Here is a 14,920-nt window from a genome sequence, read left to right as displayed (position 1 = left end):
CGTTGCCCCGTGAGAATCGCGACCTGGAATGTGAACTCGATGCGGGCCCGGGCTGACCGGGTCGAATCCTGGCTGGAGCGCACGGACGCAGACGTCCTCGCCATCCAGGAGACCAAGTGCAAGGACGAGAACTTCCCCTGGGAGGTCTTCGAGCACAACGGCTACGACGTCGCCCACTTCGGCCTCAACCAGTGGAACGGCGTAGCCATCGCCTCCCGCGTGGGGATGGCCGACGTGGAGCGGACCTTCCCGGACCAGCCCGTGTTCGGCAAGGGTGGCAAGGACCCCATCCAGGAGGCACGGGCGATCGCCGCCACCTGCGACGGCGTCCGCATCTGGAGCCTCTACGTGCCCAACGGGCGTGCCCTGGAGGACGAGCACATGGCCTATAAGCTGGCCTGGCTGAAGCAGCTGCGCGAGCACGCCTCCGCCTGGCTCACCGATGACCCGCAGGCGCAGGTGGCGCTGATGGGTGACTGGAACATCGCCCCGCAGGACGACGACGTCTGGGACATCGACTATTTCAGGAACGAAGGCCTGACCCACGTCTCCGAGCCTGAGCGTGAGGCATTCCGCGGCTTCCTCGAGGCCGGCTACGCAGACGTCGTCCGCCCGCACACCCCGGGCCCCGGCGTCTACACCTACTGGGACTACACCAAGCTGCGCTTCCCGAAGAAGGAGGGCATGCGCATCGACTTCGTGCTGGCCAGCCCGGCGCTGGCCGAGCGTGTGGGCCACGCCTTCATCGACCGTGAAGAACGCAAGGGCAAGGGCGCCTCGGACCACGCCCCCGTGGTGGTCGACCTGGCCTGAGCCGGGAACCCGCACCGGTCCCGGAGACTCCTGCAGACGACGACGGCGCCCGCTCCTCCTCACGGGGGGGGCGGGCGCCGTCGTCGCGCGTGCCCTGTTGGCTGACTCAGCACGGGGCAGGTGTCATCGAAGGGGCGTCAGGCGCGGTCCCTCAGCTCGCCGCGGAGCTCCTCGATCTCCACCCTGACTCCCGCGGTGCTCTGCGAGGTGCGGATCATCGCGATGAAGAATTCCAGGGTGATCCGGATGAGGATCAGGTAGATCGCTGCGGGGATCCAGCCGAGCAGCAGCGCGAGCAGTCCGACGACCGGGTCTGTCACGAATCCGGAGATGATGGCGATGACCCATCCCAGCACCAGGAACGCCATCAGGATGATGTAGATGAACTTGGCGAACTTCACCGTCACGAAGCTCTGGAAGGTGAAGTCGAACAGCGCGCTGATGAAGCCCTTGCCCTCCACCGAGTTGCCGGCAGGCGCATGCCCGGGGGCGCCGGCCTGGGGCGGCTGGGGGTAGTGCTGCTGATACTGCTGCTCATACGGCTGACCATAGGGCTGGCCGCCGTACTGCTGCCCGTAGTGCGGCTGCTGGGCGGCATAGGGATCCTGCTGCTGACCGTACCCGTAGGCCGGCTGGGCCGATCCGGCCGACTGAGCGGCCTGCTCCGGAGGCACCTGCTGGCCGTAGTAGCCCTGGTGCGGCTGCTCATAAGCTCCCTGGCTCTCGGGACCGGGCTGACCGTAGCCCTGCGCGTATCCGGGCTGGCTGCCGGGCTGCTGTGCCTCGTAGGAGCCCTGGGCGGGGTCGTAACCCTGCCCAGAGACGGGCTCCTGGCCCGGGGCACCGGAGTGACTCTGCTGCCCCGCATCCCAGCCCTGCTGCACCTCCGGCTGCTGCTGGTCGTACGGCAGGCCAGCCTCGGGCGCCGACGCCGCAGAGGCGCCGGAGACCGGCTCCGCCAGGGGGTCCGGGATCGGTTCCTGAGCGCCGGGGAACCCGCTCTCGGGATAAGGCTGAGTCGGCTGGGCGCCCTCCTGCCCTGCTCCACCCTCGGGGGTCTCCTCCGCATTCTGCTCGGTGTACTCGTCGTCGGGGCCGGGGCCAGGGTGGCCGGGCTGCTGCGTCATGACGCCTCCTGAGGTCTGCGTTCCGTCCGTCACCTCTCAACCTATACGAGGCCATCGGCGCCAGTCGATCATCTGGACACACCGTGCTGACGCGCATCGGTGGTGAGTGGCACCCCGACCAAGGCAATGGGAGCCCTTCCTGAGGACTGGGCATGGTCAACCTCGATGGCACACCACCGTCCCCGTGAGCTGGGTCACGCATACTGGGAGCATCGGGGCATCTCTGCGCACCCTGTGGACGCTATCGAGGGAGAGACGCCATGAGGGGAACCACCATCACTGGGCTGGGCCTGGTAGGACTGCTCGCGCTCGCCGGATGTGGGGACAATACGGACCCGGTCACTGAGGCCGAGCCGGAACAGGAGGAGACCGCATCTGAAGCTGAGCCCGCAGTCGAGGAGGACGCGGAGGAAGTAGAGAGTGAGGCCGACGAGGATGTCGCGCCGAAGGATCGCGACTTCTCCGATGACCCGATCCTGGAGGACCACGATTTCACGGGCCGCATGACAGGCGACGTGACAGCCCACCTGGGTGACCCGGTTGAGATTGACCAAGGCGTCTTCGAAGGCTTGGGCGATTACGTGGGCACAGTGACCATGACGGAGCTGGTGCCCGGCGACAGATGCTACACCTACGATGACGAGTCGGCAGACTCCCAAAACGGGTTCATCGTCTACGCCACCTTCCTACTAGAGGCAGATGGGGAGGAGGAACTGGACTTCAATGATGGCGACTTCCGCTGGGGTGGCTCTGATGTGCAGATCGCCACCTCTGACACGTGGGAGTGTATGGACTACCTCAACGGGGCCACTGATTCGGTCCGCGTGGGCGAGTCCCGCGAGCGCATCTACGTGTTTGACGTGCCGGATGTGGACGGGACGTTGGTCTACGCGGGCGGGTCGCACTATGTGGATTGGGAGATTGAGCGGGACGACTTCGGGAACGCCGAGCGCATCCCCTAGGCCGAGCTTCGCATCCCACGACCAACGGCTACACGTTGGGCCACACCTAGCAGGCTCCGGCGGCTGCTCTCGGACCACACGAAGAAACCCCCGCCAGAAGCGGGGGTTTCCAGTGGTGGCTCCGACCGGCGTCGATCCGGTGACCTTTCGATTTTCAGTCGAACGCTCTACCAACTGAGCTACAGAGCCGGGCGCCATCACATGATGACTAGAGCCCTCTTCCGAGAGCTTGGAGCGACCCAGACGGGACTTGAACCCGCGACCTCCACCGTGACAGGGTGGCGCGCTAACCAACTGCGCCACTGGGCCTTGCTTTTCAGCTGTTTGTGCCGCTTGGCACGGTTAGAAACTCTAGCAGAGCTTCTCACTCGGCTCCAAATCGAAGCTGAGCAGTACCCCCAACGGGATTCGAACCCGTGCCGCCGCCGTGAAAGGGCGGTGTCCTAGGCCGCTAGACGATGGGGGCGCGATCCCGTGAGGACACTGGGATTCTAGGCGCTCATGCTGACCTCCAGCAAATCATACCTCCCGCTTCCCCGCCACGGCGTGCGCAGAATCTGAGCGAACTGTCCGGGCCAGCCCTGTGGCCGGCCCTCACTCACGGGAGACCACGAGGTCCTGCCGGACCTGCGCCAGCATCGGGCCCACCGTGCGGGTCAGCAGCCACAGCATCACCGAGGCCAGCAGCACCGCCACCCAGTCCGACCAGAGCACCACGATCGCCCCGACCACCAGGAACAGGCTCAGCACACCGAGCGCAGAGAGCGGCGCGGAGGCCAGCCCGTACATCACCACGCGGAACAGGTCCCGCGTCCGGAAGTCGAAGGTCGCGATGACCACCAGCGTCGCCACTCCAGCGAGGACGACGGCCCCGGCCAGCACTGCCCCGCCGAGCAGGAGGGCCGCCGGCACCTGCGCGAAGGCGGCATTGAAGGAGGCCAGGGTCGCGAACGCCACCACCGGTGTCCAGACAGCCAGGGTCTGACGGAGACTCTCGACCCAGCCCTTCCAGTACCTCAGCCAGGGGATGAGGTCATGATCCCCTCGCCAGGCATAGACCCCCGCAGTGATCGCCGGGCCGAAGAACAGCGCGAACAGCCCGTAGAGCGGGATGTTGCTCGGCTCCTGGTCCAGCAGCAGGATCCCCAGCAGGGCCGGCAGCGTGGCCAGCACGAACGCCACCTCGATGACGATCAACCGGTAGACGAAGTTCGTGACCCGCGTCAGCGGGCCCTCCCGCTCCTCGGCCGACGCGCTCATGACGCACCTCCGCGTCCGAGAGCGGCCGTGTTGGTCAGCTCCGGGACGCGGACGAGGCAACCTGCGGAACGCAGATCCAGGGACGATGTCACTCGTCGATCTCCTCTTCGACGCCGTCGATCGCTTCCTGTGCCCGCTGATAGGCCTCGTTCTGAAGCTCCACGAAGTCGGCCAGACCCTGCGCCTCCAACTCGGCCACGTAGGCGTCCCAGTCGTCGAGGTCCCGCTGGCCCAGGATGAACTGGGCAGTCGCGGTGTCCACCGAGTCACTCAGCGCGTTCTCTGTCAGTGAGGCTTGCTCACGCTCCAGCTCGTCCAGCGGCCGGGCAGGAGGCACCGGCAGGATCTCCTTGTCCTCCATGGACTCGCGGAAATCGACGACCTCGTCCCGCAACATCGACTGCACCAGGTCCGTGGTGGAGCCATGGGCCGGCATGAAGACGCCGTTGTGGAAGCCGTGGTCGACGTTCAGCTCGTCGTCGGCATCCGAGTTCAGGCCGTTGATGTCGATGTCATCAGCCAGGACACGTTCCTCACCATCGCGTTCGAAGGTCTCCCCCTCGACTCCCCATTTGGCGAGCTCCAGCCCCTCATCGGAGTAGTAGAGCCAATCGATGAACTGCAGCAGCGCCACGAAGTGGTCCTGCTCGGCCGCCGAGGAGGAGATCACCAGGCCGGACTCCAGCTGGCCGCCGGCTACGCTGTCCCCTGACGGACCCGCCGGGACACGAATCATGCGGATGTCCATGTCCTCATCGCCGACCTCCTCGATAGAGGTGCGGTAGGTCAGCAGCTCCTGATCGTTGGCGCCGATGACGGCTGACTGCCCGGAGGCGAACTTCTGGATCGCCTGGTCGTCATCCTGGACCATGGATTCGGAGTCCATCAGACCCTCGTCGACCAGCCCGTGGAAGTACTCGAGGAGGTCCCGATACTCGTCGGTGACGCCGGCGTAGATGAACTCATCAGCGTCGTCGTCGAAGTACATCCCGTCACCGAATCCCCAGCCGGCAGAGGTGCCGAAGTTCGGGGAGGCCAGGTTCAACGTGGCCTGCAGTTCCCACCGGTCTGAGTACGGAACCATCTCCGGATATGCCTCTTGGACGCCCCGCAGCTGCTCGGCGAACTCCTCCCAGGTCTCCGGGTCCTCGTAGCCGAGCTCATCCCAGATATCCCCGCGCACGGCCAGCGAGTACTGGTGCTGCGGCTGCTCGTGGATGCCCGGCAGGATGTAGAACCTTCCGTCCTCCTGATAGAGCGCGTTGAAGTCCTCCTCCAGATCCCAGGCCTCGATCTTCTCGGTGAGGTGCGGCATCTGATCCAGATAGTCACTCACCGGCAGCAGCGCCCCGCCGGCGATGAAGGGGGTCTCGTCGCCGGGATAGACGATCGGGATGAAGTCCGGGGCGTCGCCGGCGCCGATCACCAGCGAGCGGCGTTCCTCCCAGTCGGAGAGCGGGGCGTTCTCCGGGTTCAGCGTGACGTTGTGCTCCTCCTCCAGGTAGGTGAAGAACCGCCAGTCCGCCTGCAGCGGATAGTTGGGGTGATCGCGATACAGCAGCGAGAAGTCCACCGGCTCGGAGGCCACGAAGGTGTCGCCGACGCCGTAGTCCTCCATGGCGCCCACGCCGACCTCCTCGAGGTCGACCTCAGCTCCGTCGTCGCCCTCGGCTGTGCCGCCGCAGGCGGAGAGGACCAGGGTCCCCGTCGCCAGCGCGGCCGTCACCGAGCACAGCCGACGTCGCTGTCCTGCTGAAGGTGTGGTGATCATGATGCGAGTGTTCCTTTCTGGTGGCGGCCGAGGCGTCGAGCCGAGGCCGTCGTCGGACAGATGCACGTCATGGAGCCGCGGCTACTGCTTGACGGAGCCGAGCATGATCCCGCGCACGAAATACTTCTGCAGAAACGGATACAGACAGATAATCGGCAACGTGGTCAACAACATCGTCACCGCCCGCACATTGGAAGCGATCTGAGTGGCCTCCGCAGCCTCACCACCCATCTGCTCAGTACCAGTAGCCCCAGCCAACAGATTCCGCAGATACACCGTCACCGGATACAGCTCCCGCCGATCCAGATACAAAAACGCCTGAAACCACGCATTCCAGAAACTGACCGCATAGAAGAGCACCATCGTGGCGATCACCGCCTTCGACAACGGGATCACGATCCGCCACAACACCCCATAAGTACTCAGCCCATCGATCTGCGCAGCCTCCTCCAGCTCCGTGGAGAAGTTCTCGAAGAAGGCCTTCATCACCAACAGGTTGAAGATGCTGATCGCATTGGGCAACACGATCGCCCACATCGTGTTCGTCATCCCCAACGCATTGATCAGCACGTAGTTCGGGATCAGCCCACCATTGAAGAACATGGTGAACACCGCGACCCCGATGAAGAACCCCCGGCCCTTCAGATGCCGCTTCGAGAGCGCATAGGCAAAGCTGGTGGTCAGCACCATCGCGATCGCCGTAGCCACCACCGTATAGATCACCGTGTTCGCATAATTGCGCCAGAACATCGAATCCGACATCACCACATCGAAAGTAGTGATGTTGAACCCGCGCGGGATGATGCTGACCTGCCCAGAGTTGATGTACCCCTCGGAGGAGAAGGCCTGAGCGATGATGTTCAGGAACGGATACAGCGTCGCCGCGCAGATCAGGATGATCGCCAACCCATTGACCACCCGGAAGGCGGTATAGGACCTCGTGTCCTGGATCGCGGTAGAACGGGTGCCCCGCTTCGAGACGAGGACCTGCTCCTCAGGGTTCTGCTGGCCGGGATCCGGGAGCGGACCAGCCGGAGGCCGGGCCCCGGGGACCTCGGTATTGATGGCTACCACAGGCTGTTGCCTCCCATCTTCCGGGCGATCCCATTAGCACTCAGGATCAGGATGAGTCCGATGATGGCCTCAAACAGGCCGATGGCTGTCGCATAAGAGAAGTTCGAACTGGTGATACCCACCCGATAGACATAGGTGGCGATGATGTCCGCGGTGGAATAGATCAACGGGTTATACAACAGCAACACCTTCTCGAAGCCCACCGCCATGAAGGTACCCACATTAAGGATCAGCAGCACCACCATCGTCGGAGCGATCCCGGGCAGGGTCACATGCCACATCTGCTTCCACCGATTAGCCCCATCGATACGTGCTGCTTCATAGAGCTGAGGATCGATAGTGGTCAGCGCGGCCAGATACAGGATCGTGCCCCACCCCACCGTCTGCCATACCTCCGAGGAGACATAGATGGTGCGGAACCATTGCGGCTGCTGCATGAACGCGATGCTCTCCGCCCCGAAGAGCCCCAGGATCTGATTGAAGGTCCCATTGAGCGAGGTCAGCTGCAGCACGATCCCGGCCACGATCACGATCGACATGAAGTGCGGCAGATACGAGATCGACTGAGCCACCCGCTTGAAAGCGTTCGAGCGCAGCTCATTGAACATCAGCGCCAGAATGATCGGCAGCGGGAAACAGATCGCCAGAGTCAGTCCACCCAGGATCACGGTGTTCCAGAAGACCCGCCAGAAGGTGGGGTCATTGATGAACATCTCGATGTAATGGAACCCGACCCACTCATCACCAAAGATGCTGGACCCAGGACGGAACCGCCGGAAAGCGATGACATTGCCCGCCATCGGCAGATAACGAAAGATCAGCAGAAACACCAGAGGCAGGACCAGCAAGCTATAAAGCCGCCAATCCTTCTTCAACGCATACCGCCAGGTGTGCGTGGCGCGGGTCCCGGTGCGGCCGCCTGGCGCTGATGGAGCGGAGCGCTTCGGAGGCGGCGCTGCTCCCGACCCGCGGGTGGAGGCGGACGTGTCCCCCTCGGTCTGACCTATGACTGTCACTGCGCCTCTCCCCCGTCGATTCCCGACCTATGAGCCGGTGCGGTGCGAGCGTCCCGGCGTCGTCGTGCTGTGCACGGGTCGCGACCTGTGATTTTGTCCTGCGATCTCACGTAAAGGTAAGCCACGTCACATATGGCCTGTCAAGACCTTGCGCACACTTTTTGTGATCGATCACAACTTCCCGACGCTCGAGCCCTGCCCTCGACGCGGGCGACGGCGACGCGCCTAGACTGGTGGCCATGCCGGTGCAGATGAGTGACGAGGACTTCGACGAGGCCGCCAGCCGCGCGCTGGACATGATCCCGGAGGCCCTGCGGAGCCAGCTGGACAATGTCACCGTGTTCGTGGAGGACGCCTACGAGCCCCAGCCGGGCGAGCACCCGGACACCGTGCTGCTCGGCCTCTACGAAGGCATTCCGCTCACCGAACGCGGTGCTGAACCCTGGGCGATGCCGGACCGCATCACTCTCTACAAGGAGCCGATCCTGCAGATGTGCGCCTCCCGCGAGGAGGTCGTCCAGCAGGTCACCATCACGGTCATCCATGAGGTAGCCCATTTCTTCGGCATCGACGACGAGACCCTGCACCGGCTCGGATGGAGCTGAACCGAGACGTCGCACCTCCCGATGAAGGCTGTTAGCACAGCGCCGAGAAGAAGTCACGGAGGCTGAACCTTCAACCTACTTGAAGGTTGGACGAAGCCATTTTGTGACCCTGCATCCCCGGAATGACGCGGATCCAAGCCTCACAGTTTCATCACAGGAACGACACGACCTGTTGCCAAGGTGACGAAACCGCAACTATCGTGAGGCCTGTAGCGCCACATGGCCGTCATGCGATTCCCATCTCTGACGGTCGTCGGCCCCACTCAGACCATGACGGCGGTGACACGCCCGAACGGACCGGGAGCCCCTGACAGGGCGAACGGATGAGCTGGAGCCGAGGACCGCCGGTGACGCCGCTGAAGCCCATGGGCACTGACTCGGCACCCCATCGCGGGAGCTCTGCGGATCGTCGCGGTTCGCCCAGCTCCTCGGTCGAGTCAGCCGCCCGGAAGGCAGAGGCGTCCGCAGACGGCGGCCGGCCCCAGCGCGTGGTGCTGCGCCCAGTGAGGAACAAGTGAGGAACTACCGTGAAGAACCGCCGCAATCTCGGCGTGGCAGCAGTGACCGCCGCCGTCGTGACGACTGCGCTCGTCGGGACCACGCTTCCCGACCTGTTGGCTGACCGCGCCGCCAGCTCCGTGCAGAACCAGAATGCTGAGGGATCCGCAGCCTCCGTCGTCGTGACTGAGCTTCCGGACGTTCCCTCGGCCAAGGAGATCTCCAGCGCCAAGGAGTCCTCCCAGGCCACCGATCAGATGATCGGGGAGATCAACGACCGGCTCTCCCAGGCCAACCAGCGCGCCCTCGAACTCGAGGCCGCGATGCAGCTTGAGCATCAGAACGCCCTGGACGCCCAGCAGGAGGCCGCCGAGGCCGCCGAAGCGGCAGAGGCTGCCCGCGAGGCGGCCGAGACGGCCGACTCCGGTGCGGCCGAGCAGCACCGGGCCGGCGAGACCACCGCTGAGGACGTGCTCCTCGCCGAGGACGACAACGCCCTCGCCGATGCCGCCACCGAGCAGCAGCTCGAGGAGCAGGCCGAATCCGACGCCGCCGAGGCCGAGCAGGAGGCCGCCGAGTCCATCGCGCTGGCCGACCAGGCGGCCCAGCAGTCGACCGCCGCCGCGGAGGCCCTGGAGACCGCCGAGCGGTCCACCGAGGACACCGGCGACGAGGTCGGCGAGGTCGGCGAACGCGCCCTCGAGCTCATCGAGGAGCTCGCGGAACTCAAGGGTGTGGGGGTGTCGATCCTGCGTGGGCAGATCGAGGCCAACTCTGACTTCCACGACGCCGACGGCAACGTGGATCCGCAGCAGATCGCCTACCGCATCGACCAGCTGCGCGAGATGATGTCGGCCGACTCTGAGGAGCCCGCCGACGACGAGACCGCCGAGGACTCGTCGGACGATGGAGAAGGGGAAGCTTCATCGTCCGACGAGTCCGAGGCCACTGACGCCGCCAGCACGAACGGGCCCGCGCAGAGTCTGGACCAGTACCTCGAGGGCACCCGTGATCTCGTGGAGCGCCTCGCCGAGCTCGAGGACACCGACGTCGAGTCGCTGTTCGCGAAGCTCATCGAGGACGAAGCCTTCCTGGACGAGGACGGCCTGCTCAAGCACTCCGCCCTCATGGCCCGTGTCTACGAGCTGGAGCCGGAGGAGGAGCCCGAGGAGGACGAGGCCGCCGCTGAGGATGAGGGGGACGACGAGTCCACCCCGGCGGAGTCCGAGGACGACGCTGAGGACGAGGCCCCCGCGGCTGACATCCACAGCCTCGAGGACTACCTGCCGGGCACCCAGAGCCTGGTGGAGCGCCTCGCCGAGCTCGAGGACACCGACGTCGAGTCGATCTTCGCCCAGCTCATCAAGGACCCCGAGTTCACCGACTCCGACGACCTGCTCGACCACGCCGCCGTCCAGGCCCGCGTCTACGAGCTTGAGCCCGAGCCCGAGCCGGAGCCCGAGGAGGAGTCGGACGAGGAGCCTGCCGAGGAGCCTGCCGAGGCCGAGGAGCCGGCGCAGTCGGCCCACAGCCTCGATGACTACCTCCCCGGCACCCGCACCGTAGTGGAGGAGCTCGCCGAACTGGAGGGCGAGTCCACCGAGTCCACGTTCAAGAAGCTCATCGCGGACTCTGACTTCACCGACTCCGACGGGCTGCTGGACCACAGCGCCATCCGCGCCCGGATCAACGAACTGACCCCCGAGCCGGAGCCTGAGCCGGAGCCGGAACCCTCGCAGAGCAGCGGCTCCTCCAGCTCCAGCTCCTCCGGCTCGAACTCCTCGCAGCCTGCGGGCCCGAGCCTGGACCAGTACCTGCCGGGCACCCGCTCCCTGGTCGAGGAGCTCGCGGAGCTTGAGGACAAGACCGCCACGGCGATGTTCAAGAAGCTCATCGAGGACTCCGACTTCACCGACTCCTCGGGTCTGCTGGACCACAGCGCCATCCGCGCCCGGATCAGCGAGCTGACCCCCGAGCCGGAGCCTGAGCCGGAGCCTGAGCCCTCTCAGAGCAGCGGGGCCTCGGACAGCAGTTCATCCGGCAGCAGTTCGTCCGGCAGCGGGTCCTCCAGCTCGAGCTCCTCGCAGCCGACGGGCCCCAGCCTGGATCAGTACCTGCCGGGCACCCGCGCCCTGGTCGAGAAGCTGGCCGACCTGCGTGGCGACGGCGTGCAGGAGACCTTCCGCTCAGCCCTGAACGACTCCTCGCTGGTGGGCGGCAACGGCGTCTTGGACCACGCCGCCCTGCAGCGCGAGGTCAACCGTCTCACTCCGGCTCCTGAACCGGAGCCGGAGCCGGAGCCCTCACAGAGCAGCGGGTCCTCCGGCAGCGGCTCGTCCGGCAGCGGATCCTCCGATTCCGGGTCCTCGAGCTCCGGCTCCGGCTCCCAATCGGTGGCCGCCGGCAGCTCCTCGGCGGCGCAGATCGCCGTGGACTTCGCGGTCGGCAAGGTCAACGAGTCGGGGACCCACTATGTACTGGGCGCCACAGGCCCGAAGGCCTGGGACTGCTCCTCGCTGATGCAGGCCGCCTTCGCCCAGGCGGGGGTCTCCCTGCCGCGCACCGCAGACCAGCAGTTCCAGGGTGGGCAGTCGGTCTCGTTGGACAACCTGCAGCCCGGTGACATCGTCTTCTGGGTCAACGGCGGCCGCGCCACCCACAACGCGATCTACATCGGCAACGGGCAGGTGGCCCACGCGCGCAACCCGCAGGCCGGGTTGAGCATCACCTCGGTCTACTACGCCTTCCAGGACCCGCACCCGGTGGCGAAGCGCTACTGGTGATCGCGCCCCGGCGTCTCACCGAGTGACGACGGCGGGCCCGGTCGGATTCCTCTCCGACCGGGCCCGCCGTCGTCGCGCTTCCCTGACTCCCCGGACCGCTGATCCCTCCCGGTATCACGCGCTGACCTGGGAGGATCGTCTAAGTACGCGGGTGAACCCGGAGGTGTGTGGCGTACAGCTCACGCATTGGGCATACTTGCCCTGATATTCGGGGACTCCCCCGCTGATCCTGTGCCCCGCGGACACCCCGCCGGCTCAGCGCAGGTCATCACTCCGCATCTGAGAGGAAGGGCTCTCGTGATCAACATTCTCTGGGGCATCATGGGCATGACCGTGGTCCTGGCCCTCGCCATCCTGTTCTCCGTGGACAGGCGCAAGATCAAGATCCGCACTGTCGCGATCGCCCTGGCCATCCAGGTGTTCTTCGCCGTCTTCGTGCTCTACCTCCCCTGGGGACAGACGGCCCTCGGGTGGGTCACCCAGGTCGTCCAGAGCGTCATCAACGTCTCCGACGAGGGCATCAGCTTCCTCTTCGGCGGCCTGGTGGAGGGCGACGCCGTCCCCTTCGCCCTCTCCGTCCTGCCGGTCATCATCTTCTTCGCCTCACTGACTGCGGTGCTCTACCACCTCAAGGTCCTGCAGTTCGTGGTCCGCGTGCTCGGCGGGGCGCTGCAGAAGCTGCTGGGAACCTCCCGCGCAGAATCCATGAACGCCGCCGCGAACATCTTCGTCGGCCAGACGGAGGCCCCGCTGGTCATCCGCCCCTACATCGCCGGCATGACCAAGTCTGAGCTCTTCGCCGTCATGGTCGGCGGCCTCTCCACGGTCGCCGGGTCAGTGCTGGTGGGCTACGCCGGCATGGGCGCGAATCTCGAGTATCTGATCGCCGCCAGCTTCATGGCGGCCCCCGGCGCGCTGTTGATGGCCAAGATCATCATCCCGGCCGGCTCCTTCGACGAGATCGACGCCGCCAAGGCCGAACGTCAGGCCGGCGACGAGGCGGCGCTGGGCGGCGGCCGCTATACCAAGGACCACCGGACCGCCGAGGCCGGCGCCACAGGCACCACCAGTACCGCCACCGCCACACTCACCGAAGAGCGCCGTACCGACGACGGCGCCACCACCGGTGCCGACGACGGCGCGGCTCCCGCAGACCAGGGCTCCGAACTCCGCCCCGGACAGTCGGTGGCCGAGGCGGCCGCCGCCGTCGAGGAGGAGGAGCGCCCTCGCAACGTCATCGACGCCGCCGCCCGCGGCGCCGGCGACGGCCTGCGGCTGGCGGCGAACGTCGGAGCCATGCTGCTCGCGTTCATCGCGCTGATCGCATTGATCAACCTGGGCATCGGGCAGGTCGGCGGGCTCTTCGGCGCCCCGGACCTGACGTTCGAGCAGATCATGGGCTACGTGTTCGCCCCGCTGATGTGGGCCGTGGGCGTGCCGTGGGAGGAGGCCGTGGCCGCGGGCTCGTTCCTGGGCCAGAAGCTCGTGCTCAACGAGTTCGTCGCCTTCGCCGACTTCGCCCCGCAGGCCGAGGGCTTCTCCGTGAAGTCCCAGGCGGTCATCACCTTCGCGCTGACCGGCTTCGCCAACTTCAGCTCGATGGCCATCCTGCTCGGCGGGCTGGGCGGCATCGCGAAGAACCGCCGCTCCGACATCGCCCAGCTGGGTCTGCGCGCCGTGCTCGCCGGCACGCTGGCCAACCTCATGAGCGCCTCCATCGTGGGCATGCTGCTCTTCTGAGCCGCCCACACGGTCGGCGCGGAGCGGGCCCTCCCCCGAGGGACGCGCCGTCTCGATGAGGAACGCCCCAGCCCACCGCCTGATCGGCCGGTGAGCTGGGGTGTTCCATCTCTCGTACCCTGCGATACCTTGGCTGTACCATGGGTTCACCCCACGCGGCACCCGACGTGGCTTGGAGGCCAGGATGAACGTTTCACCAGCTCAGAACCCCGGACCGGGCGCCTCAGGCCAGCGGCCCGGCGGCTCACGTCCGCACGGAGTCGTCGTCGGCGTCGACGGCTCGGAACAGTCCCTGCGCGCGGCGCACTGGGCCGCCGCGGAGGCCAACCGACGGAAGCTGCCGCTGACGGTGGTCACCGCCTATTCCCTACCTGCCTTCGCCGCCTCCTCCATGGACGGCGGCTATGCACTGATGGACGAGTCAGCGCTGCGCCAGGGGTCGGAGAAGGTCATCGATCAGGCCAAGGAGTTCCTGCGCGACTACCCCGGGGAGGTCGGCTACGCCATCGAGTCCGGCGACCCCGCCGGGGTGCTGCTGGACTACTCGCAGCACGCCGAGGTGCTGGTGGTCGGCAGCCGCGGCCGCGGAGGGTTCCTCGGCCGACTGCTCGGATCGGTGTCCGCGGCCCTGCCCGCACACGCCAAATGCCCCACGGTGGTGGTGCCGTTGAAGTTCTCCTCCCAGGAGTCCAACGCCGTCACCACGGCCACCGGAGCCATCCCGATCATCACCCCCGGCACGACGGCGGAGACTTCCTCCTCGGGGACCCGCAGCGAAGACCGGCGCTCCGTGGTGGCCGGCGTCGACGGCTCCGACTACGGCCGTGTGGCGGCCCTGGTGGCCGCCCGGGAGGCCAGCGAGCGGGGCGTCCCGCTGCGGATCGTCTGTGCGCTGCCCCCGCTGGGCGCCACCCTGGTGTGGATCCCCACCCATGTGGAGGACGGCCAGGCCGTGGAGGAGCTGAAGGAGAAGCTCGAGGCCGGGCGCCGCTGGCTGCACAGCCACTATCCCGACCTGCAGATCGACGCGGAGGTCATCGACGGCACCGCGGTGGACGTGCTCGTGGAGGAGACCCGCCATGCGCAGCTCACGGTGCTGGGCACCCGCGGCCGTGGTGGATTCGCCGGGATGCTGCTCGGCTCCACCTCCCAGGGAGTGCTGCACCACGCCGAAGGGCCTCTGATGGTGGTCCCGGAGAAGAAGGACCGGCGTCTGGCGGACCGGCCGGAGTTCGGGCCCATCCTCGGCGAGTAGTGGGGCAGCTGGGCCC

At 66.4% G+C, this 14,920-nt stretch carries 11 protein-coding genes and 3 tRNA genes; 6 read left to right on the top strand and 8 right to left on the bottom strand.

The genetic code is table 11. The features are described from left to right. Positions 1-9: 9 nt before the first annotated feature. Positions 10-813, top strand: coding sequence for an exodeoxyribonuclease III (locus HNR09_RS08650; protein WP_179541662.1), 804 nt, complete (start codon positions 10-12; stop codon positions 811-813). Between the two features lie 137 nt (positions 814-950). Here the strand turns inward: HNR09_RS08650 and HNR09_RS08645 are convergent, their stop codons facing one another. Next, positions 951-1,940, bottom strand: a complete 990-nt coding sequence (locus HNR09_RS08645) for a DUF4282 domain-containing protein (RefSeq protein WP_179541661.1) — start codon at positions 1,938-1,940, stop codon at positions 951-953. Positions 1,941-2,200: 260 nt separating this feature from the next. Here HNR09_RS08645 and HNR09_RS08640 point away from each other — a divergent pair, with 260 nt between their 5' ends. Further along, positions 2,201-2,902, top strand: coding sequence for a hypothetical protein (locus tag HNR09_RS08640; protein WP_179541660.1), 702 nt, complete (start codon positions 2,201-2,203; stop codon positions 2,900-2,902). A gap of 113 nt (positions 2,903-3,015) precedes the next feature. Here the strand turns inward: HNR09_RS08640 and HNR09_RS08635 are convergent. From HNR09_RS08635 to HNR09_RS08605, 7 genes are all read right to left on the bottom strand, one after another. Continuing rightward, positions 3,016-3,091: transfer RNA gene (locus HNR09_RS08635), tRNA-Phe, on the bottom strand. 46 nt (positions 3,092-3,137) lie between these two features. Beyond that, positions 3,138-3,211, bottom strand: a tRNA-Asp gene (locus tag HNR09_RS08630). 84 nt (positions 3,212-3,295) lie between these two features. Further along, positions 3,296-3,368: transfer RNA gene (locus HNR09_RS08625), tRNA-Glu, on the bottom strand. A gap of 128 nt (positions 3,369-3,496) precedes the next feature. After that, entirely contained in the window at positions 3,497-4,162 is a 666-nt protein-coding gene (locus HNR09_RS08620) for a hypothetical protein (RefSeq protein WP_179541659.1), read from the bottom strand. Positions 4,163-4,250: 88 nt separating this feature from the next. Next, positions 4,251-5,933: an ABC transporter substrate-binding protein gene (locus HNR09_RS08615; protein WP_179541658.1), complete on the bottom strand. Its 1,683-nt coding sequence runs from the start codon at positions 5,931-5,933 to the stop codon at positions 4,251-4,253. 81 nt (positions 5,934-6,014) lie between these two features. Then, a complete protein-coding gene (locus HNR09_RS08610) occupies positions 6,015-6,884 on the bottom strand; it encodes an ABC transporter permease subunit (protein WP_179542957.1) in 870 nt (289 codons plus the stop codon). 116 nt (positions 6,885-7,000) lie between these two features. Next, on the bottom strand, positions 7,001-8,023 hold the full coding sequence (locus tag HNR09_RS08605) for an ABC transporter permease (RefSeq protein ID WP_425488282.1): 1,023 nt from the start codon (positions 8,021-8,023) through the stop codon (positions 7,001-7,003). A 239-nt stretch (positions 8,024-8,262) separates the two neighbouring features. On the opposite strand from HNR09_RS08605, the gene HNR09_RS08600 reads away from it, so the two are divergent. The 4 genes from HNR09_RS08600 to HNR09_RS08585 all read left to right on the top strand — a co-directional run bounded on the left by HNR09_RS08600 (position 8,263) and on the right by HNR09_RS08585 (position 14,904). After that, positions 8,263-8,628: a metallopeptidase family protein gene (locus tag HNR09_RS08600; RefSeq protein ID WP_179541657.1), complete on the top strand. Its 366-nt coding sequence runs from the start codon at positions 8,263-8,265 to the stop codon at positions 8,626-8,628. Positions 8,629-9,155: 527 nt separating this feature from the next. Then, a complete protein-coding gene (locus tag HNR09_RS16485; protein WP_179541656.1) occupies positions 9,156-11,909 on the top strand; it encodes an NlpC/P60 family protein in 2,754 nt (917 codons plus the stop codon). Positions 11,910-12,206: 297 nt separating this feature from the next. Beyond that, on the top strand, positions 12,207-13,649 hold the full coding sequence (locus tag HNR09_RS08590; RefSeq protein WP_343047496.1) for a NupC/NupG family nucleoside CNT transporter: 1,443 nt from the start codon (positions 12,207-12,209) through the stop codon (positions 13,647-13,649). A 184-nt stretch (positions 13,650-13,833) separates the two neighbouring features. Then, positions 13,834-14,904: a universal stress protein gene (locus HNR09_RS08585; protein WP_179541655.1), complete on the top strand. Its 1,071-nt coding sequence runs from the start codon at positions 13,834-13,836 to the stop codon at positions 14,902-14,904. Positions 14,905-14,920: the final 16 nt, after the last annotated feature.

Source organism: Nesterenkonia xinjiangensis, assembly GCF_013410745.1.
GTDB lineage: Bacteria > Actinomycetota > Actinomycetes > Actinomycetales > Micrococcaceae > Nesterenkonia > Nesterenkonia xinjiangensis.
Note: the sequence above shows the minus strand (reverse complement) of the source record. Positions and strands in the feature narration are given on the sequence as shown.

Bases quoted from the DNA above. Each gene is read 5' to 3' on its own strand.
- HNR09_RS08645 (WP_179541661.1), bottom strand. From the start codon at position 1,940: ATGACGCAGCAGCCCGGCCACCCTGGCCCCGGCCCCGACGACGAGTAC.
- HNR09_RS08640 (WP_179541660.1), top strand. From the start codon at position 2,201: ATGAGGGGAACCACCATCACTGGGCTGGGCCTGGTAGGACTGCTCGCG.
- HNR09_RS08620 (WP_179541659.1), bottom strand. From the start codon at position 4,162: ATGAGCGCGTCGGCCGAGGAGCGGGAGGGCCCGCTGACGCGGGTCACG.
- HNR09_RS08615 (WP_179541658.1), bottom strand. From the start codon at position 5,933: ATGATCACCACACCTTCAGCAGGACAGCGACGTCGGCTGTGCTCGGTG.
- HNR09_RS08600 (WP_179541657.1), top strand. From the start codon at position 8,263: ATGCCGGTGCAGATGAGTGACGAGGACTTCGACGAGGCCGCCAGCCGC.
- HNR09_RS08585 (WP_179541655.1), top strand. From the start codon at position 13,834: ATGAACGTTTCACCAGCTCAGAACCCCGGACCGGGCGCCTCAGGCCAG.